The organism is Kribbella sp. NBC_00889 (assembly GCF_045207705.1).
In the GTDB taxonomy this organism is placed as follows: Bacteria; Actinomycetota; Actinomycetes; order Propionibacteriales; family Kribbellaceae; genus Kribbella.
Map to the genome: position 1 here is coordinate 1,999,995 of NZ_CP108783.1, position 24,382 is coordinate 2,024,376.

Sequence of the window (24,382 nt, forward strand, 5' to 3'; positions counted from 1 at the left end):
GGTCAGAGTCCGATGTTCTGGAAGGAGTTGGCCAGGGTGGCGTTGAACAGGGCGGACGCCGGGATGTTCTTCGGGCCGTCGGTCACGTTGCCGCGGCTGTTGAACCGGCGTTCGTTGAACACCTCGAAGATCGCGATCGTGTTCTTGGCCCGGTCGTAGCCGCGGCCGACCTGGTAGTGGCCGCTGTGGTTGAAGGCGAGGTAGGGGAAGTACCGCTTGAGCAGTTGCACGTGCTCGATGACGGGTGCCTTGTAGACGCCGAGGTGCTTCTCGTGCACGGTCATGAACGTCTTCGAGTTCCAGCCGGACACGTTCTGCACGATGTAGGTGCCGGCGGACTTCGGCCAAGCCGTCTTCAGGTTGGTCTGCTTGACCATCGCTGAGATCGCCGTACCGGACGTGGTCGCACCGAGGTCCTTGGCCCAGGACGCCTGCGTGTCCTTCTGGTTGTCGTCGGCCCAGTCGATCGATTGGAACGTCGCCGGCCCGCACCAGTACCCCTTCTCTTGCGAAGTCTGAAACCCCTTCATGATGTACGCCGACCCCGGAGCCACAACCGGCACCACAGACGGAGTCACGGGTACAGGAGTCCCCTGAGTGGGCGCACTCCGCGTAGGAGTCACCGTCGGAGTAGCAGTAGGCACAGGTGTTGCAGTCGTGGTCGCCGTCGGCGTAGCCGACGGCGAACGGGGCTCAGCCAGGAGCCGCAGGTCTCGGGCCTTGGCCCGCCCGTCCCAGGCGGCTCGCATTTCGTCCAGTTCGGTGGTGACCCGGGCGCTCTTCGGCATCGCCGCGCGCTCCGCCACGAACGCGGCCGGGGTCAGATCCCCGGTCGGAATGTCCCGCTCGACCCCGACCTCACCGTCCGCGCGAACAGCCGGCGGGCTCATCACCTCCTGCAACTGAGCCCCAGTCGGAACCTGGTCGACAAACCCCAGCCCGAGGCAGTAGTTCTCGTCCTCCAACGTGAAGCAACGCAGGATCGACGACGCCTGCGCAGACGTATCCGCCGCCTTCAACTGCGGATCGTTCGGCGACGTCTCCGTCACCTGCTTCACCACATCACTCCAGGACCGCGCCGCCTCAGGCTCGGCAACCGGCTCGCTGGGCGGCGCGGTTGTCGGGGCGGTAGTCGGGGCGACCGTGGGCTCCGCGGAAGGGACCACGGTGCGAGGCGGTCCGGAGGTCTCCGGGTCGCGGGGTTGGTAGGCGGCTGCGGTGAGGGGTGCCTGTGCAAGCAGTGCACCCAGGAGGATCAGAGTTGCCCCCCGTGCTGCTGTGGGCATTGGGTCTCCCGTTGGGCGTGTGACGACAGTGACTGAGGGTACGCCTGAGACCACAGTACGTGCTTGGGGCAACAATGTGGAGAGCCCCCTGCCACCTGAATCCACTCCCGGTGCGCACTAGACTTGGCCGGTCCCGGTCCGTGGAACGCTGTGGAGAGTCTGTGTCGGTCCAACCCATCCGCCTGTTCGGCGACCCCGTCCTGACCACCAAGGCCGAGCCGGTCGTCGACTTCGACGCCGAGCTGCGCCGCCTGGTGGCGAACCTCACCGACACCATGCAGGACGCGCCCGGCTCCGGCCTGGCCGCGCCGCAGATCGGCGTCGGCCTGCGGGTGTTCACGTACCACGTCGAGGGCGAACTCGGGCACCTGATCAACCCGGAGCTGACGCTGTCCGCGGATGAGCAGTTCGGCCCGGAGGGCTGCCTGTCGATCCCCGGGTTGACCTTCGACTGCCGCCGCGCCCTGTCTGTGATCGCCAAGGGCTTCAACATGTACGGCGACCCGGTCGTGATCGAGGGCTCCGACATGCTCGCCCGGGCGATCCAGCACGAAACCGACCACCTGGACGGCATCCTCTTCGTCGACCGGCTCGACACCGTCACCCGCAAGCAGGCGATGAAGGCGATCCGCGAGGCCGAGTGGTCCGGCCTCAGCGGCCCGCCGCAGGTCAGGATCTCGCCCCACCCGACGAACGGATTCGGCTTGTGAGACTCGTCTTCGCCGGTACGCCGGAACCTGCTGTCGCCGCGCTGAAGGCGATCGTTGCCAGCCGCCACGAACTCGTCGGCGTCGTGACCCGTCCGGATGCGCCCGCCGGCCGCGGCCGCAAGCTGGTCGCCTCCCCGGTCGCGCAGTACGCCGAGGAGCTCGGGGGCATCGAGATCCTCAAACCGGTCAAGCCGCGGGACCCGGACTTCCTGGCCCGGCTGACCGAGATCGCCCCGGACTGCTGCCCGGTGGTCGCGTACGGCGGTCTGCTGCCGCAGGCGGCGTTGGACATCCCGCCGCGCGGCTGGATCAACCTGCACTTCTCGGTGCTGCCTGCGTGGCGTGGTGCCGCGCCGGTGCAGCACTCGATCATCGCCGGGGACGACGTGACCGGCGCCACCACGTTCCGCATCGTGAAGGCGCTCGACGCCGGCCCGGTGTACGGCGTACTGACCGAGCCGATCGGTCCGCACGACACCTCGGGCGACCTGCTCGCCCGGCTGGCCGAGTCGGGCGCGAAGCTCCTGGTCGACACGCTGGACGGGATCGAGGCTGGAGTACTGGAAGCGCGGGAGCAGCCGGCCGACGGCGTGACGCTCGCGCCGAAGATCACCGTCGAGGGCGCGGAGCTGGATCTGGCCGCCCCGGCGCAGCGCGTGGATCGGCTGGTGCGTGGGTGCAACCCCGCGCCGGGCGCGTGGACGGTGTTCCGTGGCGAGCGATTGAAGGTGCTCGCGGTGGCGCTGACCGACGAGGAACTGAAGCCGGGGGAGTTGCGCGCGACCAAGTCGAGCGTCACGGTCGGCACCGGGAGCAAGGCGGTCGAGCTGGTGACGGTGCAGCCCCAGGGCAAGAAGCCGATGGCCGCGGCCGACTGGGCCCGTGGTGTCCGTCTGACCGACGAGGACCGGTTGGGACCGTCCGGTGAGTGACCGGTCGCCTCGCAATCGCGCGCCGCAGCGTCGGCCGGATCGGGTGCGCGGGGTTGCGTATCAGGTCATCCGTCAGGTCACGGCCGAAGGTGGCTACGCGAACCTCGCGCTCAACAAGGCGCTCCGCGAGCAGCGACTCAGCGGTCGTGACGCGGCGTTCTGCACCGAGCTCGTGCACGGCACACTGCGCTGGCAGGGCACGTACGACGCCTTCCTCGCCCGCAGCGTGTCGCGCCCTCTCGCCGATCTCGATCCCGAGCTGCTCGACCTTCTCCGTCTTGGCACCCACCAACTCCTCCGGATGCGCGTCGACTCGTACGCCGCGGTCTCCGAGATGGTCACCCTCACCCGAGCCGAGATCGGCCAGAAACGCAGCGGCCTGGTGAATGCGGTCCTCCGCAAGATCAGCCAACGCACCCTCACCCAATGGATCGACACCGTCGCTCCGCCGGTCGAGGAGGATCGCCTGGGCCACCTGGCGATCGCCAAGGCCCACCCACGCTGGGTCATCGAGGCCTTCGCCCAGGCACTGGACGGTGACGTCGAAGCGCTGCTGGACGCCGACAACGAGCCGCCTCGGGTGACGCTGGTGGCTCGGCCTGGGGTGTCCGATCTCGACGAGTTGGTGGCGGCGGGTGCTACCGCGGGGCGGTGGTCGCCGTATGCGGCTGTGCTGGAGGGCGGGGGTGATCCCGGCCGGATCGACGCCGTCGCGACCGGGCGAGCGGGCGTTCAGGACGAAGGATCCCAACTGGTTGCGGTCGCATTGGCGACGGCCGAGATCGAGGGCGCAGACGCAAGCTGGCTGGATCTGTGTGCAGGACCCGGCGGGAAGTCCGCGTTGCTGGCAGCCCTCGTGAACCAGCGCGACGGTCAACTGACGGCAGTGGAGCCCCTCAAGCACCGCGCCGAACTCGTCCGCTCGAACCTGCGCGCGATCCCAGGGGAGCACAAGGTACTCATCGGTGACGGCACCAAGCCGACCTGGCCGGCTGGTTCATTCGACCGAGTGCTCGCCGACGTCCCTTGCAGCGGCCTCGGCGCACTCCGCCGCAGGCCCGAGGCCCGCTGGCGCCGTACGCCGGAAGACGTCGCCGAACTGCGCCCACTCCAAGAGGACCTGCTCGACTCAGCCATCACCTCGGCCCGCCCAGGCGGCGTGGTCGCGTACGTCACCTGCTCCCCGCATCCCGACGAGACCCGAGCGGTAGTGGACGCCGTACTCGCCAAGCGCGACGACGCCAAACTCGAGGACGCCCGCCCGCTGTTCCCCGGCGTACCCGACCTCGGCGACGGCCCCGACGTCCAACTGTGGCCGCACCTGCACGGCACGGACGCCATGTACCTCGCGCTCATCCGCCGGACGTAGCGGCCCACCACCTGGACCTGCTGTCAGGTGCAAGAGGCGCGACGGTCATGATGGTGGGGTGACAACGATCGCCCCGGCGCCTCGCTCGACCCGACAGCATCACCTGATCGGGCTGACCGCCGCCTTCGGCATCGGCATGCTGGTGGCGGTCCAGTCCCGGCTGAACGGTGAGCTCGGCGACGTCCTCGCCGACGGCATCGCGGCCGCCCTGATCTCGTTCGCCACCGGACTCGCCGTCCTGCTCGCCGGTGCCGCGCTCGTGCCGCAGATTCGTCACTCGCTCGGCAACGTCTGGCGAGCGATCCGTACGCCGATGCGCGGGCACGGCGGCCTGCGCTGGTGGCAATGCCTCGGCGGCCTCTCGGGTGCCTTCCTCGTCGCCACCCAGTCGATCACCGTGTCGGTGATCGGCGTCGCGGTCTTCACCGTGGCCGGCGTTGCAGGTCAAGCGATCAGCAGCCTCGTCGTCGACCGGCTCGGTTTCGGTCCCGCCGGCCCGCAGGCGTTCACCACCGTCCGCGTTGTGGGCGCGCTGGTCGCGCTGGTCGCCGTGGTACTGGCGGTCTCGGATCAACTCGGTCACCCCGACGGCCTGCTGCTGGCGATCCTGCCCGCACTGGCCGGGCTCGGCGCCGCAGTTCAGCAGGCGATCAACGGACGCGTCGCGCGGACCGCTTCACCGGATGCGTACGGCGCGATCGCGGCCGGCGTGGTCAACTTCCTGGTCGGGTTCGCCGCGTTGCTGCTGGTGTTCCTCGTCGATCTCGGGTTCGAGGGCTTGCCGCACCACCTGCCGAGCGAGCCGTGGCTGTACCTGGGCGGCTCCTGCGGCGTGATCTTCATCAGCGCCGCGGCCGCCGTGGTCCGCGTGGTCGGCGTGTTCGTGCTCGGCCTCGGCACCATCGCGGGTCAGTTGATCGCGAGCCTGTTCATCGACCTGTTCCTCCCGGCCGCCGACAAGGCGGTCACGTCCCCGGTCGTCGCCGGGACCGTGCTGGCCCTCGCCGCCGTCGTGATCGCGGCGGTTCCGAACCTCCGCCGCCACTAACCCGTCGTCGCCGTCGCCACGACCGCCGGCTTACGCCGAAGTGACGCCAACAGCCCCTGCGAGACCGCGACGCCGAGCAGTACGACGAGGCCGCCGACCGGCTGGTACCAGGTGATGTGCTCGTGCAGCACGATCACGCCGACCAGGATCGAGAACACCGGCATCAGGTAGGTCACCATCGACGCACGACTGGCGCCGATCAGGCGGATGTTGCGCATGCTGAGCACGAACGCGAGTCCGCTGCCCAGGGCGCCGAGCGCGAGCACGCTGGCGATCACCTCGATGGACAGCGACCAGGGAGCAGGCGGTGCCTGCCCTGTCACGATCGGCGCCACGATCGCCAGTTGAACCGTTGCGCACAAGAACATGCTGGCCGACAAGGCGGTCCCGGACAGGGAGGAGCCCGCGACGAAACGCTTCTGGTAGGGGATCACGACGCCGTAGCTGACCGCCGCGAGCATGCACAGCGCCTGCCCGAGCAGGTCCGCTCCACCGTCGACGTGCCAGGCTCCGAGGACGACGAGCATGCCCCCGAATCCGACGACAAGACCGGCGACCCGCTGCGCCGAGAACGTCTCGGTCCGGAACACCAGTACCGCCATCGGCAACACGATGAGCGGCGTGATGCCGTTCCAGATGCCCGCCAGCAGGGACGGGATCCGCTCCTCGCCGAACCCGAACAGGGTCCACGGGATCGCCGAGCCGGCGGCGCCGACGACGAAGGAGTGCATCCACAGCCGCGGGTCGCGGGGAAGCGGTTCGCGCTTGATCGCGAGGATCACCAGCAGCACCGTCGCGCCGGCGATCACCCGCCCGAGCGCGAGGTACAGCGGGTGCAGTTCGCGCACCCCGACGGAGATGAACAGGAAGCTGCAACCCCAGATGGCCGCGAGGGCCAGCATTGTCGGGAGCCAGGCCTGCAGCGGGACCTGGTCAGTAGTCGTCTCGGTGCTCACTCCTGACATCCTGCACTACCTGATGGACAGTTCGTATATATCTGCCCGGCATCGGGCAATGGTCGTGAGAAATAGCCACCCGGTGACTGAGGTCTTGTCCGGCGGGGGAGGATGACGGCCATGGGTGCCTTCGACGTGATCTCGGTCCGCAAGCAGTTCCCCGCGCTCGACGAGGGCGCCGCACATTTCGACGGTCCGGGCGGCTCGCAGACGCCGCGCGTGGTCGCGGACGCCGTCGCGGCCACGATGGTCTCGGCGATGGCGAATCGTGGTCACCTCACCGCGGCCGAGCGTCGGGCCGACGAGATCGTCGTCGCCGGCCGCGCGGCGATGGCCGACCTGCTGGGTACGGATCCGCGCGGCATCGTCTACGGACGTAGCATGACCCAGTTGACGTATGACTTCTCCCGCACACTCGCCAAGTCATGGGGACCCGGCGACGAGGTGATCGTTTCGCGCCTCGACCACGACGCGAACGTCCGCCCGTGGGTCCAGGCCGCCGAGGCCGTCGGCGCGACCGTCCGCTGGCTCGGCTTCGACACCGCGACGTCCGAACTGGACGACATCGCGCCGCTGCTGACCGACCGCACTCGCCTGGTCGCCGTCACCGGCGCGTCCAACCTGCTCGGCACCCGACCCGATGTCGCCCACATCGCCGATCAGGTCCACCAGGCGGGGGCGCTGATCTACGTCGACGGTATCCACCTGACCGCACACGCGCCGGTCGATGCGACGTACGCCGACTTCTACGCGTGCTCGCCGTACAAGTTCTTCGGGCCGCATCTCGGTGTGCTGACGGCAGCGCCCGAGTTGCTCGAGACGTTGCGGCCGGACAAGTTGCTGCCGTCGGCGGACGTCGTACCCGAGCGCTTCGAGTTCGGCACGCTGCCGTACGAACTCCTGGCCGGGACCACCGCGGCGGTCGACTTCATCGCCGGGCTCGGTGGGACCGGGAGCACCCGTCGTGAGTGTCTGCTCGACTCGTTGCGGCTGGTCGAGGAGCACGAGGACAGGCTCCGGGAGGATCTGGAATCCCGGCTGGCTGCCATCGCCGGCATCACGCTCCACGGCCACGCATCCCGCCGTACGCCGACCCTGCTGTTCACCGTGGACGGCTGGGAACCGTTGGCGGTGGCCGCGCGGCTGGCGGCGGCCGGCGTCAACGCTCCGGCCGGCTCGTTCTACGCCTACGAAGCCGCCCGCCACCTCGGTCTGGGTTCGGCCGGCGGGGTCCGCGTTGGCCTCGCGCCGTACACGGATCAGTCCGATGTGGATCGTCTCGTGGACGCGATCGCCCGTCTTGACGATTAATCAGGCGACTATCTAAAGTCTGTGGGGAAATTCGTTCGAGGGGGTTGGGTGAGAGAACCGAGCGCGGTCTTCGTCCAGGTCGGTTCTGCGGACGCCCTGAGCACGGCGGTCCGGAACGGCACGACCTGGTCGGCCGCCGGAGTCGACGTGGACTGGTCCGACGGCGCCGTCGACGTGACCGCCGCCTCTGTCTCGCGAGTCGCTCTCCGCTGGGCCGAAGCCTTGCCCGAGCAAGCCCTCGTGCTCGGCGACGCCTGGGAGCGCTCGTACGGCGACCTGCAATGGCGGCATCTGCAACCCGAGCGACTGCTCCCGTGGTACTTCCTCAGCCACGATCCGCGGGCCGGCAGCACGACAGGCGCCGGCGTAGAGGTCCAGCCGAATGCGTTCTGTGCGTGGACGGTCGACGCGGATGGGTTCACTCTGTGGCTAGACCTTCGCAACGGTGGCGGCCCGACCCAGCTCAACGGCCGGACCCTGACCGCCGCGATCGTCCGGAGTTTCGACGACGCCGGCACCCCCTGGCAGACCGTGGAAGCGGCGGTCGCCACCATGAGCTCCCGGCTACCGGCACGACCTGAGCCCGCGCCGGTAGTCGGGGCCAACAACTGGTACTACGCGTACGGCCAGAACTTCGACGAGAAGGCGGTGCTCGAGGACGCCGCCACGATCGTCGAGCTGGCCGACGGTCACCCGGTCAAGCCGTTCAGCGTGGTCGACGACGGCTGGTACCCGGGAGGGATCGCGTCCGGCGGTCCATGGGACCTCGGCAAGCCCGGTGTCTTCGACGACATGGCCGGTACTGCGGCCGCGATCAAGGAGCTCGGCGCCCGGCCGGGCCTGTGGTTCCGCCCGCTCCTGGTCCGCGAGGCCGGCCCGTGGAGCCGCCCCGGACCCGGCAACGGTCGCGCACTCGACCCGTCGTACCCGGAGGTCCTGGACCTTGTCCGCGCGGACCTGCAGCGGTTCAAGGGCTGGGGATTCGAGCTCGTGAAGCACGACTTCAGCACGTACGACGTCTTCGGCCGGTTCGGGCCGGCGATGGGATCGCGGCTGACGGACAGCGGTTGGCAGCTCCACGATCCGGCGCGGACGACGGCCGAGATCGTGCTGGCGTTCTACCGCGAGATCCGGTCCGCGGCCGAGGACGTCGTACTGATCGGATGCAACACCGTCGGGCATCTCGCGGCGGGGCTGGTCGACGTACAGCGCATCGGTGACGACACCTCCGGCCGGGACTGGGAGCGGACCCGGAAGATGGGCGTGAACACGCTCGCGTTCCGGCTGCCGCAGCACAACCGGTTCTTCAGCGTCGACGCGGACTGCGTCCCGTGTACGCCGGAGACGCCGTGGGAACTGAACCAGCGCTTCCTGGATCTGGTCGCCCGGTCGGGGACGGCGCTGTTCGTGTCGGTCGATCCGGCGGCCCGGACGGAGCAGACGGACCGGGCGTTGAGCGACGGCATACGGTTGGCGCTCAGTGGTGGAGACGCGTCCGGGATCGAGCCGGTGGACTGGCTTGTGAACACCACACCCAACGCGTGGCGGACGGGGAGCGGGACCATCCACTACGACTGGTCACGTCCGTGGGGTGCGGATCCGGTGTCCGGCTGATGGGGGAGTTGTGAGCGTTCGCCGGGGCACGAACCTCGATCGCGTCGGCGGTTTCAACGACGCGGTGGTCCTCGACGCGATCCGCCGCAGTGCCCGACTGAGCCGGGTGGAGCTTGCCGAGGTCACCGGTCTGTCCGGCCAGGCGATCTCCAACATCACTCGCCGACTGCTCGAAGCGGGACTGGTTCGTGAAGCCGGTCGGCAGAAGAGCACCGGCCTGGGCAAGCCGCGCACACTGCTCGAGCTGGAACCCGCCGGCCAGTACGCCGTCGGCGTTCACCTCGACCCTGCAGTCGTGACTGTCGTCGTACTCGACCTCACCGGCGAAGTGATCGCGCGTCGCAGTGTGGGTACGCCGCACGCCGACGACCCGGAGGTCCTGATCGACGGGATCGCGGCCACGATCGAGGACGTGATCACCGAGGCCGGGGCACCGCGCGATCGCGTGACCGGTGTCGGGATCGCCGCACCCGGACCGATCGACGTCGAACGCGGCGTAGTCGTCGACCCGCCCAACTTGTCCGCCTGGCATCTGGTCCCGCTACGAGACGAACTGCGCGAGCGGATCGGCCTGCCGGTCCTGCTGGACAAGGACGTGACGGCGGCAGCGTCGGCCGAGAAGTGGGCCGGCGGAGGCGGCAGCTTCGTCTTCTTCTACCTCGGCACGGGTGTGGGCGCCGGGCTGGTGATCGGCGACGAGGTGGTCCGCGGATCGTCCAGCAACGTCGGCGAGATCGGTCACGTGATCGTCGACCCGGACGGCCCGGTCTGCTACTGCGGACGCCGCGGCTGCGTCGGCGAGACCAGCCAGCCGCGCTACCTGGTCCAGCAGGCGATGCAGGCCGGAGTACTTGCCCAGGGCATCGACCTGGACGATCGCGGCGCGGTCGACGCGGCGTTCGCCCGGCTCTGCTCGGAGGCCGAGGACGGGCCGGGGCTCGCGCGCGAGATCGTCGCGGTGCTGGCCCAGCGGATCGCCAAGGTGGTCGAGGACATCGCGAACCTGCTCGACCTCGAACGCGTGGTGTTCGGCGGCCCGCACTGGGAGCAGCTCGCACCACTGCTCGGCGACGCGGTCCGAGTCGCCCTCGAGGAGCGGTTCCTGGTCCGCTCGGTGCACCCGTTCGAGGTCGCCGGTACGGCGCTCGGCGTCGACGTCGGCGCGATCGGCGCGGCCAGCCTGGTGCTCGACCAGACGTTCTCGCCCAATCCCTCGGTGCTGCTGCCCGACCGTGAACTCGTTGCTGAAAGGTGATGTGTCGATGATCGATCCCGAGGTTCTGTCCCGCGCCACCGAGGCGGTTCGCCGGGCGACCGGCGACGAGGTGATCGCGGAGATGTTCCGGCGGTCGATGGCCGAGAACCTGCCCGCGGTGGCCGAACGGCTGCCGGACGGCACGACGTTCGTGCTCACCGGCGACATCCCGGCGATGTGGCTGCGCGACTCCGCCGCCCAGCTCCGGCCGTATCTGCTGCTGTGCAAGGACGATCCCGCCCTGCAGGACATGCTGATCGGCGTCCTGCACCGCCAGCTCGAGTACGTCGTCCTGGACCCGTACGCGAACGCGTTCAACCGCGAGCCCAACGGCGAGGGCCACACCGACGACGAGACCGAGATGTCGCCGTGGGTGTGGGAACGCAAGTACGAGATCGACTCGCTGTGCTTCCCGCTCGACCTGGCCTACCGGCTGTGGCGGATCACCGGACGGGCGGACGTGATCGACGAGCGCCTGCGGGCCGCGGCCGACGCGACCATCGACCTGTGGACCGTGGAGCAGGACCACGAGGCGAGGTCGCCGTACCGGTTCCAGCGGGACGAACCGGACATGCTGCCGTCGGACACCCTGGCCCGCGAAGGGCGCGGCCGGCTGACCCGGCCGACGGGGATGTCGTGGAGTGCGTTCCGGCCGAGTGACGATGCCACCGAGCTCGGGTTCAACGTGCCCGGCAACATGTTCGCCTCCGTGGTGCTCGGCTACTTGGAGGAGATGGCGGCCGAGGTGTTCGCGGACGAGTCACTGGCCGCGCGTGCCAAGGAACTCAAGGCCGACATCGACGACGGCATCGCGCGGCACGGCATGGTCGACCACCCGGAACACGGCCGGATCTACGCCTACGAGGTGGACGGCGCCGGTGCGACCCTGCTGATGGACGACGCCAACATGCCGAGCCTGCTGTCGATGCCCCTGAGCGGCTACGCCGCGGCTGACGATCCGACGTACGTCGCCACGCGCCGGCTGCTGTTGAGCGCCGAGAATCCCTTCTACTACAGCGGAACGCACGCCGCCGGTATCGGAAGTCCGCACACGCCGACGGACCAGGTGTGGCCGATCGCGCTCGCGGTGCAAGGTTTGACGAGCACGTCGACGGAGGAGCGCCAGCGGTTGCTGGAGCTCCTCCGAGACACCACGGGTGGTACCGGCCAGATGCACGAGTCGTTCCACGTCGAGGACCCTGCCAACTTCACGCGCGAGTGGTTCTCCTGGGCGAACGCGATGTTCTGCGAGCTCGCGCTGGTTCACGCCGGGATCAGGTGACGTCTCGCCGCCGGGTCGTCCAGGCGGCCAGTCCGGCGAAGACCGCGCAGTAGACGAGCAGGGTCAGAAGGGCACGGCCGCCGCTGACCGCATCCCGCACTCCAGGAGGCGCGTCGGCCGCGGTGATGCCGGTGACGGCGAACACCAGCGATCCGGCGTTGGTGCCCGGCAACGCGTTGGACACCACGTCGAGGTCCGGCAGCAGGCTGCTCACGACGCCGGCCAGCAGGGTCTCGATCCCCAGGATCCACACGACGCCCAGCCCGATCGGCAGCGCGACGTTGCGGAAGGCAACCGCCAGGACCGCGCCGGCCAGGCACCACATCATCAGCACCAACCAGCCGCCGGCGAGACCGCGCAGCAGGTCGAGCGGTCCCGGCCAGCTCGTCGAGCCGTTCTCGGCCGCGGCGATCCCGATACTGCACAGCGCGGAGGCGACGAAGATGCCGAGCACCCAGACCACGATCATGGTGCCGAGGGCGAGGAACTGTGCGGTCAGTACGGAGGCGCGACCGGGCCGCTGGGTGAGGATCGTCTTCAGCGTGCCCCAGGTGTACTCGCCGCCGATCACGATCGCGCCCAGCACCAGGGCAAGCGCGCCGGCGAAGATCGGATAGCCGCCGATCGTGTTGTCCAGTACGTGGCTCGGCAGCATGCCCTCGAGGACCTGGGCCCTCGGTACGCCGTCGGTCCCCGGGTTGTCGTCGCCGGTGGCGTAGCCGAGGTACGGCAGCAGATAGCCGAAGATCAGGCTCAGCACCAGCCCGGCACCGAACAGCACCCACACCCCTGACCGCTTGCGGAGCTTCAGCAACTCCGCGCGGTAACTACCCAACATCGGTCTTCTCCTCGCTGGTGGTGAGCTCGAAGAAGATGTCCTCCAGAGCCCGTTCCGTGCTGTGCAACTCCGACACGGCGATCCCGGCCTCGACCAGGACCCGGTTCACCTCGGCGGCCCGGTCCGGGGCCACCTTGACCCGCAGCGTGTCGTCGTACAGGTGGACCGTGCCGGTGCCGAGGAAGTCGGTGAGGACCGACTGCGCGGTCTCCCGCGGTGTGGCCCGGACCACCAGTTCCTGCTCGCCGCGCAGGTCCTCGACGTTGTGCTCGGCAACCATCCGACCGGAGTTGATGATCCCGACCCGGTCACAGATCTGCTGCACCTCGCCGAGCAGATGGCTGGACAGCAGCACCGTCCGTCCCTCGGAACCGAGCTCCCGGATCAGCCGGCGCATGTCCCGCATCCCGGCCGGGTCGAGCCCGTTGGTCGGCTCGTCCAGGATCACCAGCTCCGGGTCCTTCAGCAGGGCGGCCGCGACCCCCAGCCGTTGCTTCATCCCCAGGGAGTACGTCGAGAACCGGTCCTTGGCCCGATCGGGGAGGTCGACCAGGTCCAGCACCTCGTCGATCCGTTCCCGCGGCACCTCGGCGTACTCGGCCAGCAGCCGCAGGTTGTCCAGACCGGAGAGGTACGGATAGAACGCCGGCGACTCGATCATCGACCCGGTCCGCCCGAGGACGTCGGCCTGTCCCGGTGCGCCACCGAGCACGCGGACACTGCCGCTCGTCGGCGCGATCAGCCCGGTCAGGATCCGCAACGTCGTCGTCTTCCCGGCGCCGTTCGGCCCGAGGAACCCGTAGACCTCCCCGGGCAGCACCGTCAGATCGACCCCGTCAACCGCCAGGGTGTCGCCGTACCTCTTCGTCAACCCGGTCACCTCGACCAGCGGAGCAGCTGTCTCGTTCATACCAACGAGACTGCCGGTCGAGCGCCTGGCGCCGCGTCGGCCAGAGGGAGTGACCGCTCCTACCGCAGCCGGAGTACTCCGGGGGTCAGCCGAGCCAGCCGGGGCGGACGAGGCCGGTCTGGTAGGCGACGACGACGAGCTGGGCGCGGTCACGGACGCCGAGTTTGATCATGGCGCGGCTGACGTGGGTCTTCGCGGTGGCGGGGCTGAGCACGAGGCGCTCGGCGATCTCGTCGTTCGACAGGCCCTCGCCGACCAGGGCGACGATCTCCTTCTCGCGCTCGGTCAGCACGTCGAGCTCCTTGCTGGCGTGCGGCTGCCGGCTCCGCGTCGCGAACTCGGCGACCAGCCGCCTGGTCACGCCGGGGGACAGGAGCGCATCGCCGCGCGCCACCACCCGCACCGCCTGCAGCAGCTCGACCGGCTCCGTGTCCTTCACCAGGAACCCACTGGCCCCGACCCGCAGCGCCTCGAACACGTACTCGTCCAGGTCGAACGTCGTCAGGATCACCACATGGACGTCGGCCAGCGCCTCGTCGGCCCCGATCAGCCGGGTCGCCTCGAGCCCGTCGGTCCCGGGCATGCGGATGTCCATCAGCACGACGTCCGGCTTCTCCGCCTGCGCCACCGCGAACGCCTCGGCCCCGTCGGAGACCTCACCGATCACCGTGATGTCGTCCTCGGCGTTCAGCAACGACCGGAACCCGGCCCGCACCAACGCCTGGTCATCCGCCAGCAGCACCCTGATCATGCGCTCACGCTAGAGCATGCGTCAGGCCAAGCCACTGCGTCAGGCGAGTCCGGCGTCATGGGCGAGGAGGGCGATCTGGGTCCGGTTGCCGAGCTCCAGCTTGGTCAGGATGTGCGAGATGTGCGCCTTCACCGTCGCCAGGCTCATGTACAGCTCAGTGGCGATCTGCGCGTTCGCCTTCCCCTGCGCGACTGCGAGCATCACGTCGTACTCCCGTGGTGACAGCCGCTCGAGCGCCTGCTGTGCCGTCGTGTGCGCGTCGGCCTGGGTGGCGGCCCGGTCCATCAGCCGCCGGGTGATCGCCGGCGACAGGATCGGGTCGCCCGCGGCCACCCGTCGTACGGCGTCGACGATCTGCGCCGGCGGGGTGTCCTTCAGCAGGAACCCGCTCGCCCCGGCGCGGAGCGCGTGCAGCACGTTCTCGTCGGTGTCGAACGTCGTCAGGACGACGACCTCCGGGGGATTGGTCCGGGCCCGGAGCCGGCGGGTCGCGACGATGCCGTCCACCCGGGGCATCCGCAGATCCATCAGCACGATGTCGGGGAAGTGCGCGTCCACCGCGGCCGGGACCTCGTCGCCGTCGGCTGCCTGGCCGACCACCGCGATCCCGTTCGTCCCGTCGAGCATCATCTCCAGGCTGGCCCGGACGAGCGCGTCGTCGTCCACCACCAGCACGCGGATGGTCGCGTTCTCGTTCCCGGTCATGCGGGCCACGGTAGCGAGGCTTCGAGCCGGAACCCGCCGCCGGGCGCCTTTCCGTGGTCGAGCGTGCCGCCGGCCAGGTGGACGCGTTCGGTCAGGCCGACCAGCCCGGTCCCGCTGCCCGGGGTGAGCGGCGTTCCGTTCGATGCCGGGTTGATCAGCTCGATCCGCAGGCCGTCGCCCGGCCCGCCGGCCACGGTCAGCCAGACCGGATGCCCGGCCGCGTGCTTGCGTGCGTTCGTGAGCCCTTCCTGCACGACCCGGTACGCCGTCCGTCCGGTTGCCGGAGGCAACGTCGTCGCGTCGGCGACATGATCGTCGTACGAGACCGTCGTACCCGCCTCGCGGGACTCGGCCACCAGCGCGGGGAGATCGCCGAAGGTCGGCTGCGGCCGCCCACCGGGCATCTCGTCGATCTCGGTGTCGCGCAGCACGCTGATCACCTCTCGCAGTTCGTCGAGCGCCTGGTGGACGCCGGAGCGGATGACCCCGGCGGCCTTGGCGAGCTTGTCCGGTGACGAGTCCGGCCGGTACTCGAGGGCGCCTGCGTACGTCGCCAGCAGCGACAACCGGTGGGCGAGAACGTCGTGCATCTCGCGGGCCATCTGGGTCCGCTCCAGAGTGCGCGCCTCCGCGACCCGCCGGCCCTGCTCGGCCTCGGCGCGCTCGGCGCGCTCGCGCAGGGAGTCCAGGAGTTGCTGACGGGCCTGGGTCCACTGCCCCCAGCCGAGCAGCGCCGCGTGGACGGCGAAGTCGAGGATGACGAACCACAGATAGCTGAGGTTGTCGAAGGAGCGCCAGAGTCCCTGGACGAGGTGGCCGGCGGTCCCGGCCAGCGCGACGAGGGCCGCCGTACGCAGCGGGAACCGTTGGGCAACGGTGAGCGTACCGACGGTCGAGGGGGGAGTGCCGGCGGGGGAGAGGGCTGCGAGTACGGCCAGGCCGAGCGCGGTGGAAACGGGCCGGCGGGGCAGCAGAAGGAGGAGGCCGGTCGAGACGATCCCGACGATGATGTCGAGCGGTAGCCATTGCGTGTCGCCGGTGCTGGCCACCCGGCCGTAGATGCTGGCGGCCGACAGGACACCGACCAGGGCCACGCCGACCAAGTACGCCCGACGATTCCGCCTCACCGGCGCACAAACCTCCATGCCGCCGACCCTAGGGCGGGCTGCGGTTCACACACCACCGACCAAAGTCGATCCCTTCCCGACTTCGGACCACCCCGCCCGAGCCCCGCGGCCGATGCCGCGACACCTCGTCCTCAGCCACCGTGAACCCACCACCAACCACGGAGGCGCGAAGCTCGGCCTCGCCTCACTCCACCGTGTGGTCGGCGCGGCCATCGTCCTCGGCCTGCGTCGCACCGCTCTGACAGCCCAGGAACGCTGCTAGGGAGTCTGCAACTGAGCCGCCTGGTAGAAGCCCCGGATATGCGCGGTCACCAACTCGGCCGCACTGTCCGGCTCGCCCGCACGGATCGCCGCCACGATCGCGCGGTGCTCGCCTCGCAGTGTGACGGCCATTGCCTCCCAGTCCGGGAGATTGGGTACGGCGGCCAGCACGTACCCATGGATCGCGGATCGCAACGACGCCATCACCGCGGCGATCAGCACATTGCCCGCCAGCCCGGACAGCGCCACATGGAACTCCGCATCCAGCAGGTGGAACTCGTCCGGCGACAACCAGTCGGCGTCCATCCGGTCCAGCAGGTCATCGGCGATCTTCAACTCGGCCACGTCCAGCCCCGGCGCACGCCCGGCGGCCTCCCGCGCGGACCACGACTCCAACAGGATCCGGGTCTGCACGACGTCGCTCATCGGCAGGTGATTGGTTGCCAGGTGCAACCGCAGTACGGCGGTCAGCGGTGACACCGGCTCCGCGACGATCACCGCGCCGGCCTCCGGACCGGACCCGGTCGCGGTCCGCACCACGCCCATCGCCTCGAGGACCCGGACGGCCTCGCGCACCGAGGGCCGGCTGATGCCGAGCTGCTCGGCCAGCGTCCGCTCACCGGGCAGCCGCCCGCCGATCCGCAACCGCCCCGCGGCCAGATCGGCCTCGACCCGGTGCAGGACCAGTTCGTAGTTCTTCACGCGACAACCCCCGCCTCGGTTGTGGGCGACTCTACCTGTGTGGTCGGACCACACGCTATGCTGTGGTCCGACCACACGATCAGGTGCGCCTGGTCGTCCGCCGAACCGGCCGTTCCGGAGTTCTGATGACCGATCGACAGCTGCCCAAATGGTCCGAGCTGAAGCCGCTGCTGCGGCCGAAGCCGATCACGGTGAACGCGACCGACCGCCGGCTGGAGAAGGCGCTCACCATCGCGGACCTGCGGGCGATCGCCAGGCGGCGGACGCCGCGGTCGGTGTTCGACTACACCGACGGCGCGGCCGAGGCGGAGATCAGCCTGCGCCGTGCACGCCGGCTGTTCGCGGAGCTGGAGTTGCAGCCGTCGATCCTGCGCGACGTGTCCGACATCGACCTCGGGACGTCGATCCTGGGTGGGCGGTCCGAGCTGCCGTTCGCGTTCGCGCCGACCGGGTTCACCCGGATGATGAACCACGAGGGCGAGAGCGCGGTCGTGAAGGTCGCCGAGGAGATCGGCATCCCGTACGCGCTGTCGACCATGGGCACCACCTCGATCGAGGACGTCGCCGAGGCCGCGCCGGCCGCGCGGAAGTGGTTCCAGCTGTATGTGTGGAAGGACCGCGACGCCGGTGAGGACCTGGTGAAGCGGTCGGCCGCGGCTGGCTACGAGGCCTTGATGCTGACGGTCGACGTACCGGTCGCCGGTGCGCGGCTGCGCGACGTACGCAACGGCTTCACCATCCCGCCGCAGCTGACGGCCAAGACTGTGCTGGACGCTTCGCTGCACCCGGCGTGGTGGGCCAACCTGCTGACCACGCGGCCGCTGACGTTCGCGTCGCTGTCGACCTGGGACGGTACGGTCGCCGAGCTACTGGACAAGCTGTTCGACCCCACGATGACCATCGACGACCTCAGTTGGCTGCGCTCGATCTGGGACGGTCCACTGATCGTCAAGGGCATCCAGACGGTCGACGACGCCCGCCGGGTGGTCGATGCCGGCGCGGACGCGATCGTGCTGTCCAACCACGGTGGCCGCCAGCTCGACCGAGCTCCGACACCGCTGCGCATCCTCCCGGACGTTCGCAAGGCGGTGGGCAGTGACGCCGAGGTCTACCTCGACACAGGCATCATGTCCGGCGCTGACATCGTCGCGGCGATCGCTCTGGGCGCGGACGCGTGTCTGGTCGGCCGTGCGTACCTGTACGGCCTGATGGCCGGCGGCCAGCGCGGTGTGGCGCGTGCCGCGGAGATCCTGACCAAGGAGGTCCGCCGCACGATGGCGCTGCTCGGTGTCTCGCAGGTGGCGGACCTCAACCCTTCACACGTCCGCCTGCCGGAGTAGGCCGCTACAGCGGCAGGTTGGCGATGATGCGCAGGCCACCCGTCGGCGTGCGGGTGGCGGTGAGTGTCCCGCCGAGGGCGGTGGCTCGCTCACGCATGCCGATGATGCCGTTGCCTTCCTTCGGCGGGCCCGCGAGGGACTGACCGTCGTCGTCGACCTGCAGTACGAGCGACTGTGCGCCGTACTGGATGCGGACGGTCGCCTCGCTCGCCTTGGCGTGCCGGACGATGTTGGTGAGCGACTCCTGGATGATGCGGAACGCGGCCCGGTCCAGTCCGGTCGGGAGCTGATGCGGATCGCCGTGGACGACAGTGTGCACCTCGAGGCCGGCCATCGATGTCCGGCTGATCAGATGCTCGAGCCGTTCGAGTCCCGCGACCGGTTGGCGTGGTGCGGTCTCGTCGGACTGCCGCAGGATGCCGACGATCGTGCGCAGCTCGACCAGGGCTTCCTTGCTGGCGTCCTTGATCGCCGAGAGCGCCGGACCGGCCTGTTCGGGCTGCCGGTCGACCAGATGCAGCGCGGTCGAGGCCTGCACGTTGATCAGCGAGATGTGGTGCGCCACCACGTCATGCAGCTCCTGTGCGATCCGCAGCCGTTCCTCACCGGCCTTCCGCAGCTCCGCCTCCCGGCGGGTCCGGGCCGCAGCCATGACGCGGTCGCGGTGCGCCCGGAAAAGCTCGGCAACGAATCCGAGTACGACGAAGCACGTGGCGACGAGGAGGACCTGGTACACACCATCCTCGTTGATCCCGAGCACCAACCGGCCGAGGAGGTGCCCGACGTACAAGGTGATGAGGCCGGCCCAGCCCGCCAGCCGGTAGCCGCGCCGGATCACGCTGAAGACCGCGATCACGAACGCGAAGATCACTGGGCCGTACGGGTACTGCATCAGCATGTAGACGAGCGTGGACCCGACCGTTGCCCACAGCACCGGAATCGGCCGGGTCTGCAACCAGTACAGCGACACTGTCCCGATCAGCACCAGAACGACCATGAACCAGTCGGCGGCCCGGCGTTCCGGTTCGCCCCTGGACGCGCCGAGCGAGCCCACCACGCCGATCAAGGAGAGCACCAGCGGCAACGCGATCCGCCGCGCCCGGGCCAAGACGGTGGGTGCGGTTTCGGTTGTCAGGTCAGTCGTGCTCACAATACGAAACCGTACGGGGCCGCGCGGTCAGGTGTCATCGTCGCCACGGAGTACTTCGTTCTGCTCCGTCGGGAGTATCCGGAGTCAGTACTTGACTTTGTAGATCTTCTCCTCGTACGCCGTGCCGTAGTACTCCTCCAGCTCGGCCAGATCGGTGTCCTTCCGCTCGAGGGTCTTCGAGATGGTGGCCCGGTTCGCCACCGCGGTCGGGTCCCAGGTTTCGGGCTTCCACAACCGCGAGCGCAGGAACGCCTTCGAGCAGTGATGGAAGACCTCCTCGATCTCCACCAGCAGCGCGAGCTGCGGCCGGTTGCCCTTCACGATCATCTCGTCGAAGAACGGCGCCTCGCGGACGATCCGGGCCCGGCCGTTGATCCGGAGCGTGTCACCGCGGCCCGGGATGAAGTAGACCAGGCCGACGTGCGGGTTGGAGAGGATGTTGGTGAAGCCGTCGACCCGCCGGTTGCCGGCGCGCTCGGGGATCGCGATCGTGCTGTCGTCGAAGACCTTGGTGAACCCGGCCGGGTCGCCCTTCGGTGAGACGTCGCAGCTGCCGTCGGCCGCGGACGTCGCGATCAGGCAGAACGGCGAGACCGACAGCCACTGCCGGTCGAGCTCGTGGAGCTCCTTGCGGGTCTTGTTGGCGGCGGCATCGAGCGGCTCCGGGACCACGCTGCGCAGCTCGTCGTACGTCGTGATCTCGACCAGTCCGGGGATGTCCATCAGACGGCGTTCTCCTTTGCCTGCAACGGATGGTCCGTCTCGCTGACGGTCCTCGTCCGTGCAGCCCATCGTACGGCGGGACCAGTTGCGCAACTGGTCCCTAGGAACAGTGCACCCACAGCGATCCAGCCGATCGGACCCCACCCCAGGACCACTGTGGTCAGCAGCGCCGGACCGAGCATGCGAGCAATCGCAGGGCCGGTGCCGAAGAAGCCCTGGTACTGGCCCTGCTTGTCGGCCGGCGCCAGTTCGAAGCTGATTTCCCAAGCACCGGACGCCAGCTTCATCTCGCCGAGCGTCAGCAGCGCAGCGGCGGCGACCAGTACGACGGCCGCGGTCCACGCGCTCATCTTGGCGGCGGAGATGGCGAACACCGCGCACGCGGTCAGCATCGCGACTCCGGCGAACCGGACCGAGCGGGTGGCGGTGCGCAGGTCGCGAACGCTGCGGGCGATCCGCACCTGGAAGAACGTGACTCCGAGCGTGTTGACGATCAGCAACGAGGCGACCACCCAGTCCGGTGCGTCCGTGTGCGAGACGATCCATAGCGGTGCCACCAGGCTGAGCAGCGGCATGAACAGCAGCATGATCGAGTTCAGCAGCGCGAGGACGGCGTACGGGCGGTCGTGCAGTACGGCGAGCCGCGGCTCACCCTTCACGCGCACTCTGACCGCCACCGACGGCACGCGGTGGAGCAGTCGGGCGGCGATCAGGAAGCTGAGCGCGTCCAGTGCGAAGACCGTCAGGTACGCCGTTGATGTGTCGAAGCGGAGCGCGAGGCCGCCGAGTGCGGCGCCTGCTGCGAGGCCGGCGTTGACTGTGGACTGGAGGAAAGCCCGGATGCGGGTCCGCTCGGTCGGCGTGACCAGACCGGCCAGGAGTGCTTGCCGGGCGGCGGTGAGACCAGTCTGGCTGCAGGCGTAGACGATCGCGGCGACCAGGAACAGAACGAAGCTGCGGACGAAGAGGAACGAGGCGACCGAGGCAGCTGTGGTCAGGGCGAGCAGGACGGCTGTGCCGCGAGGGCCCCGACGGTCGGCGAGGTTGCCGAGCGGGACACCGGTGAGGAAGCCGACCAGCCAGGCGATCGTGAGGCCGAGGCCGACCTCGGCGGTCGACAGTCCGACGACCCGGGTGAAGAAGAGTGCCGAGGTGACGATGAACGCGCCGTCGCCGACGGAGTTGGCCAGCTGCGCCATCGCGAGGTCGCGGGGTGCTCCGGCCGGCGGCAGGATGCTGCCGCGTCCGCTGCGGATGCGGTCTGTCGTGATGCTCATCGGAGTCTCCCTCGGCTCGGTCTGCTTCGAGCCTAGGAGCGCGGCGGCCCAGCAGGCAGATCCACTTCATGCCTCCTGTGGTGGGCCATTTGTACGTGCGGGAATTGGTCTGATGCTCCTATAGACCGCCGGGTGTCAAGTTTGGGGTGGTGAGGGCTTGTTGGATGAGGGGGAGGAGTTCGCGGCAGAGGGCGCGTTTGAGGCAGCGCATGATTTCTTTGGTGGTTTTGCCTTCGGTGTGGCGTCGGGCGACGTAGGCGCGGGTGGGTTGGTGGTGGCGCATGCGGACCAAGGCGATGGTGTGCAGGGCGGAGTTGGCCTGGCGGTCGCCGCCATGGTTGAGGCGGACGCGATGGGTGCGGCCGGAGGCGACCGGGACGGGTGAGGCGCCGCAGAGCGCGGCGAAGGCTGCGTTGCTGTGGAGCCGGTGGGGGTTGTCGCCGGCGGTGGCCAGGAGTTGGCCGGCGGTTTCCGGGCCGACGCCGCAGCGCTCGAGCAGCGCGGGTGCGGTCTGGCGAGTCAGGGCGCGCAGTTGGGTGTCGGCGTCGGTGATCTCTTCGGTGAGGTGCTGGCAGCGGCGGGCGAGGCGGCGCAGCGCGGTCTTGGTGGCCTGGATCGGGTCGGCCAGATCGGCGGCCGGGCGCAGCGCCGTGGCGTGCTCGACGAGTTGGTCGGTGGGCAGGCCGGCGAGTTGGCTGCGTAGTGGCTCGGGGGCAGTGACGACCAGGTGCTTGAGCGTGTTGGTCGCGGCGGTCCTGGCCTTGACCGCACCGGAGCGCGCGGTCCGCAGGACGCGGATGGATTCCACCACACCGGTTCGTGCCTTCGGGGTGCCGGTCGCGGTGCCGGCCAGTACCGCGCGAGCGGCGGCCTCGGCGTCGATCGGGTCGGACTTGCCGTGCTGGTGGCGGGTCTGCCGGTTCGGCCGCGACACCTCCACGACCCGCAGACGTTCGGCAGTCAGCTTGCGAGCCAGCGACGCGCCGTAGCTGCCGGTGCCTTCCACACCCACGGCAGCCAGATCGCCGAACCCGCCCAGCCAGGCCAGCAAGCGCTTCTCCCCGGCGGCGGTGGCCGGGAACTGGGCATGAGCCAGCAACCTGCCAAGGTGATCGACACACGCCGCGGTGTGCGTGTCCAGGTGGGTATCCACGCCGCCGACGACCTGACCGGGTCCAGCGACCTCGGTGATGTCGAACTGGGTAGCGCTGATCGGGTCTGTCATCGTAGAGACAGCCGTCCTCTCGTTTGCGAACCGACATGGGACGGCACGCACCGCCGGCTGGGCGGACAGCACATGGACGGGCCTCTGCGACAGGCTCCTATCAGGTCACGTTCCGTCCGGCCGGTGCGTGCAGCTCGCCGGCCGAAGACAGATCAGACAAAAGTCAACCCGTTCCCAGGCGACGGTGGATAACAGAGTCATCCGGCCGACGAGCACATCATCCATGTGGATAACTCTCTGCGACGGTCGGAACGACGGCACTTTCTAGGTATGAGCTTCCAGAACCTTCCACCCACGTGGACCAACCAGCCCTTGTCCGATCCCGCCCGCGCCGCCGATGTCGTCGACCTGATGGTCACCCTCGGCGACCGGCGTCGCGGCACCTTCACCGTTCTCCTCTGCGACCCCGACAACCACTATCGAGCAGCCCTGACGCTCGACCTACCCGAAGACTTCGCAGCTCCGGTCGAGCACGTCGCCTCGCACCACCACCGCGCCGGGACTGCCGACGCCCCAGATCACCACCGCGCCGGGACTGCCGGTGCCCCACATCACGACCGCGCCGGGACTGCCGATGCCTCGCACCACCACCGCGCTGGGACTGCCGGCGTCTGCTCATCCGCGCTGGACCCGATCCTGCCCGCGGTCCGAACAGCGCCAGGCACCGGGCTCATCCTGGCTCTAGGCCGCCCAGGACCGCCGTTCCAGCCGGAGGTGGACACCGAGTGGGCCGAAGCCGCCACCCGCATCTGCCAAGCCGCCGACGTCCGCCTCCTCGGCTTCTACGTCGCCTCGGCCGACCACGTCTACCAACCCCAACTCCAAACCCAAGCCGCAGCCTGACCACCCAGCACCCATCCGCAGCCAGACCAACCACCCCGCACCCCGTCCACAGCCGCAGCCGACCGGTCACCCATTCGCCACCGGCCGACAGGTCAGCGGACGCCTCGGGGGCGGAACTGGATGCTGATGCGAGGTCCGACCCGCCCGGACGCCTTGGGGATCGCGTGTTCCCACGTGCGCTGACACGAACCACCCATCACGATGAGGTCCCCATGCCCGAGCGGATAACGCACCGTCGAACCCACCGGCCCACTCACCCCACCCGGCCGCGGCCGCAATGCGAGCACACGTGGCTCACCGACCGACAGAATCGCGACCATCGTGTCCTCGTGATTCCCGCGCCCGATCCGATCCCCATGCCAGGCGACGCTGTCCCGCCCATCTCGGTAGAAACACAATCCCGCCGTCCGGAACGGCTCACCCAACTCGTCCGCATAGTGCTCACTGAGCAGATCCCGAGCCTCATCCAGGATCGGCACCGGAAGCTCCTCGTTCTCCCCGTAGAAGCACAACAGCCGCGGTACGTCGACCACCCGGTCGTACATCTGCCGCCGCTCGGCCTGCCACGGCACATCCCGCGCCAACCGCTCGTACACCTGATCGGCCCCGGTCAACCAAGCTGGCAACACATCGATCCAGGCCCCGAGCCCCAGCTCCGTCCGCCCGACCCCCGCCAGCGAACCCAGCGCAGGATCCTCGAACGCATCCAGCAACGACCCTTGAAGCCCAGCAGCCATAACCCCCACCATACCCGAGATTCGAACATA

At 69.3% G+C, this 24,382-nt stretch carries 23 protein-coding genes; 10 read left to right on the plus strand and 13 right to left on the minus strand.

From position 1 onward, the window contains the following. Positions 1-2 precede the first annotated feature (2 nt). The gene (locus tag OG817_RS09845) at positions 3-1,058 is read right to left on the minus strand and encodes a hypothetical protein (RefSeq protein WP_406053365.1); all 1,056 of its coding nucleotides are present in this window, start codon (positions 1,056-1,058) and stop codon (positions 3-5) included. Positions 1,059-1,447: 389 nt separating this feature from the next. On the opposite strand from OG817_RS09845, the gene def reads away from it, so the two are divergent. From def to OG817_RS09865, 4 genes are read left to right on the plus strand one after another with little or no spacing between them, the layout of a single operon-like run. After that, positions 1,448-1,996 carry a peptide deformylase gene (def, locus tag OG817_RS09850; RefSeq protein ID WP_360443745.1) on the plus strand — a complete coding sequence of 183 codons (549 nt, stop codon included), beginning with the start codon at positions 1,448-1,450 and terminating at the stop codon, positions 1,994-1,996. After that, positions 1,993-2,928: a methionyl-tRNA formyltransferase gene (gene fmt, locus OG817_RS09855; RefSeq protein WP_406053366.1), complete on the plus strand. Its 936-nt coding sequence runs from the start codon at positions 1,993-1,995 to the stop codon at positions 2,926-2,928. The genes def and fmt overlap by 4 nt, the downstream gene beginning before the upstream one ends. After that, complete coding sequence (locus OG817_RS09860) at positions 2,921-4,297, plus strand: RsmB/NOP family class I SAM-dependent RNA methyltransferase (RefSeq protein WP_406053367.1); 1,377 nt, start codon at positions 2,921-2,923, stop codon at positions 4,295-4,297. The genes fmt and OG817_RS09860 overlap by 8 nt, the downstream gene beginning before the upstream one ends. Before the next feature lie 58 nt (positions 4,298-4,355). Next, positions 4,356-5,345, plus strand: coding sequence for a DMT family transporter (locus tag OG817_RS09865; protein WP_406053368.1), 990 nt, complete (start codon positions 4,356-4,358; stop codon positions 5,343-5,345). On the opposite strand, the gene OG817_RS09870 is transcribed toward OG817_RS09865, so the two are convergent. After that, on the minus strand, positions 5,342-6,301 hold the full coding sequence (locus tag OG817_RS09870; RefSeq protein WP_406053369.1) for a DMT family transporter: 960 nt from the start codon (positions 6,299-6,301) through the stop codon (positions 5,342-5,344). The two genes, OG817_RS09865 and OG817_RS09870, sit on opposite strands and share 4 nt — an antisense overlap. A gap of 120 nt (positions 6,302-6,421) precedes the next feature. On the opposite strand from OG817_RS09870, the gene OG817_RS09875 reads away from it, so the two are divergent. The 4 genes from OG817_RS09875 to OG817_RS09890 are packed head-to-tail and all read left to right on the plus strand — an operon-like array spanning position 6,422 to position 11,763. After that, positions 6,422-7,612, plus strand: coding sequence for a cysteine desulfurase-like protein (locus tag OG817_RS09875; RefSeq protein WP_406053370.1), 1,191 nt, complete (start codon positions 6,422-6,424; stop codon positions 7,610-7,612). Between the two features lie 48 nt (positions 7,613-7,660). After that, a complete protein-coding gene (locus OG817_RS09880) occupies positions 7,661-9,226 on the plus strand; it encodes a hypothetical protein (RefSeq protein ID WP_406053371.1) in 1,566 nt (521 codons plus the stop codon). 10 nt (positions 9,227-9,236) lie between these two features. Continuing rightward, a complete protein-coding gene (locus OG817_RS09885; RefSeq protein WP_406053372.1) occupies positions 9,237-10,481 on the plus strand; it encodes an ROK family protein in 1,245 nt (414 codons plus the stop codon). A gap of 7 nt (positions 10,482-10,488) precedes the next feature. After that, positions 10,489-11,763 carry a glycoside hydrolase family 125 protein gene (locus tag OG817_RS09890; RefSeq protein ID WP_406053373.1) on the plus strand — a complete coding sequence of 425 codons (1,275 nt, stop codon included), beginning with the start codon at positions 10,489-10,491 and terminating at the stop codon, positions 11,761-11,763. Here the strand turns inward: OG817_RS09890 and OG817_RS09895 are convergent. The 6 genes from OG817_RS09895 to OG817_RS09920 form a co-directional block, all read right to left on the minus strand. After that, positions 11,756-12,601 carry an ABC transporter permease subunit gene (locus OG817_RS09895; RefSeq protein ID WP_406053374.1) on the minus strand — a complete coding sequence of 282 codons (846 nt, stop codon included), beginning with the start codon at positions 12,599-12,601 and terminating at the stop codon, positions 11,756-11,758. The genes OG817_RS09890 and OG817_RS09895 overlap by 8 nt on opposite strands. Beyond that, the gene (locus OG817_RS09900) at positions 12,591-13,511 is read right to left on the minus strand and encodes an ABC transporter ATP-binding protein (protein ID WP_406053375.1); all 921 of its coding nucleotides are present in this window, start codon (positions 13,509-13,511) and stop codon (positions 12,591-12,593) included. Before OG817_RS09900 ends, OG817_RS09895 begins: the two co-directional genes overlap by 11 nt. A gap of 85 nt (positions 13,512-13,596) precedes the next feature. After that, on the minus strand, positions 13,597-14,262 hold the full coding sequence (locus tag OG817_RS09905) for a response regulator transcription factor (protein WP_131514913.1): 666 nt from the start codon (positions 14,260-14,262) through the stop codon (positions 13,597-13,599). A gap of 39 nt (positions 14,263-14,301) precedes the next feature. Beyond that, positions 14,302-14,967, minus strand: a complete 666-nt coding sequence (locus tag OG817_RS09910; protein ID WP_360443711.1) for a response regulator transcription factor — start codon at positions 14,965-14,967, stop codon at positions 14,302-14,304. Continuing rightward, positions 14,964-16,094, minus strand: coding sequence for a sensor histidine kinase (locus tag OG817_RS09915; RefSeq protein WP_406053376.1), 1,131 nt, complete (start codon positions 16,092-16,094; stop codon positions 14,964-14,966). The genes OG817_RS09910 and OG817_RS09915 overlap by 4 nt, the downstream gene beginning before the upstream one ends. A gap of 258 nt (positions 16,095-16,352) precedes the next feature. Continuing rightward, entirely contained in the window at positions 16,353-17,057 is a 705-nt protein-coding gene (locus OG817_RS09920) for a FadR/GntR family transcriptional regulator (protein ID WP_406053377.1), read from the minus strand. 125 nt (positions 17,058-17,182) lie between these two features. Here OG817_RS09920 and OG817_RS09925 point away from each other — a divergent pair, with 125 nt between their 5' ends. Continuing rightward, a complete protein-coding gene (locus OG817_RS09925) occupies positions 17,183-18,397 on the plus strand; it encodes an alpha-hydroxy-acid oxidizing protein (protein WP_406053378.1) in 1,215 nt (404 codons plus the stop codon). A gap of 4 nt (positions 18,398-18,401) precedes the next feature. On the opposite strand, the gene OG817_RS09930 is transcribed toward OG817_RS09925, so the two are convergent. The 4 genes from OG817_RS09930 to OG817_RS09945 form a co-directional block, all read right to left on the minus strand. Further along, positions 18,402-19,547, minus strand: coding sequence for a sensor histidine kinase (locus OG817_RS09930; protein WP_406053379.1), 1,146 nt, complete (start codon positions 19,545-19,547; stop codon positions 18,402-18,404). Between the two features lie 84 nt (positions 19,548-19,631). Continuing rightward, a complete protein-coding gene (locus OG817_RS09935) occupies positions 19,632-20,270 on the minus strand; it encodes a pyridoxamine 5'-phosphate oxidase family protein (protein ID WP_406053380.1) in 639 nt (212 codons plus the stop codon). Next, positions 20,270-21,547, minus strand: a complete 1,278-nt coding sequence (locus OG817_RS09940) for an MFS transporter (protein WP_406053381.1) — start codon at positions 21,545-21,547, stop codon at positions 20,270-20,272. The genes OG817_RS09935 and OG817_RS09940 overlap by 1 nt, the downstream gene beginning before the upstream one ends. Positions 21,548-21,665: 118 nt before the next feature. Next, entirely contained in the window at positions 21,666-22,772 is a 1,107-nt protein-coding gene (locus tag OG817_RS09945) for an IS110 family transposase (RefSeq protein ID WP_406053382.1), read from the minus strand. A 270-nt stretch (positions 22,773-23,042) separates the two neighbouring features. Here OG817_RS09945 and OG817_RS09950 point away from each other — a divergent pair, with 270 nt between their 5' ends. Beyond that, on the plus strand, positions 23,043-23,615 hold the full coding sequence (locus OG817_RS09950; protein WP_406053383.1) for a hypothetical protein: 573 nt from the start codon (positions 23,043-23,045) through the stop codon (positions 23,613-23,615). 92 nt (positions 23,616-23,707) lie between these two features. On the opposite strand, the gene OG817_RS09955 is transcribed toward OG817_RS09950, so the two are convergent. After that, the gene (locus OG817_RS09955) at positions 23,708-24,352 is read right to left on the minus strand and encodes an alpha-ketoglutarate-dependent dioxygenase AlkB (protein ID WP_406053384.1); all 645 of its coding nucleotides are present in this window, start codon (positions 24,350-24,352) and stop codon (positions 23,708-23,710) included. Positions 24,353-24,382 lie beyond the last annotated feature (30 nt).

Coding starts and splice junctions, on each gene's coding strand:
- OG817_RS09955 (WP_406053384.1), bottom strand. CDS start 24,352: ATGGCTGCTGGGCTTCAAGGGTCGTTGCTGGATGCGTTCGAGGATCCT.
- OG817_RS09910 (WP_360443711.1), bottom strand. CDS start 14,967: ATGACCGGGAACGAGAACGCGACCATCCGCGTGCTGGTGGTGGACGAC.
- OG817_RS09945 (WP_406053382.1), bottom strand. CDS start 22,772: ATGACAGACCCGATCAGCGCTACCCAGTTCGACATCACCGAGGTCGCT.
- OG817_RS09925 (WP_406053378.1), top strand. CDS start 17,183: ATGACCGATCGACAGCTGCCCAAATGGTCCGAGCTGAAGCCGCTGCTG.
- OG817_RS09940 (WP_406053381.1), bottom strand. CDS start 21,547: ATGAGCATCACGACAGACCGCATCCGCAGCGGACGCGGCAGCATCCTG.
- OG817_RS09890 (WP_406053373.1), top strand. CDS start 10,489: ATGATCGATCCCGAGGTTCTGTCCCGCGCCACCGAGGCGGTTCGCCGG.
- OG817_RS09905 (WP_131514913.1), bottom strand. CDS start 14,262: ATGATCAGGGTGCTGCTGGCGGATGACCAGGCGTTGGTGCGGGCCGGG.
- OG817_RS09950 (WP_406053383.1), top strand. CDS start 23,043: ATGAGCTTCCAGAACCTTCCACCCACGTGGACCAACCAGCCCTTGTCC.
- OG817_RS09895 (WP_406053374.1), bottom strand. CDS start 12,601: ATGTTGGGTAGTTACCGCGCGGAGTTGCTGAAGCTCCGCAAGCGGTCA.
- OG817_RS09935 (WP_406053380.1), bottom strand. CDS start 20,270: ATGGACATCCCCGGACTGGTCGAGATCACGACGTACGACGAGCTGCGC.
- OG817_RS09900 (WP_406053375.1), bottom strand. CDS start 13,511: ATGAACGAGACAGCTGCTCCGCTGGTCGAGGTGACCGGGTTGACGAAG.
- OG817_RS09875 (WP_406053370.1), top strand. CDS start 6,422: ATGGGTGCCTTCGACGTGATCTCGGTCCGCAAGCAGTTCCCCGCGCTC.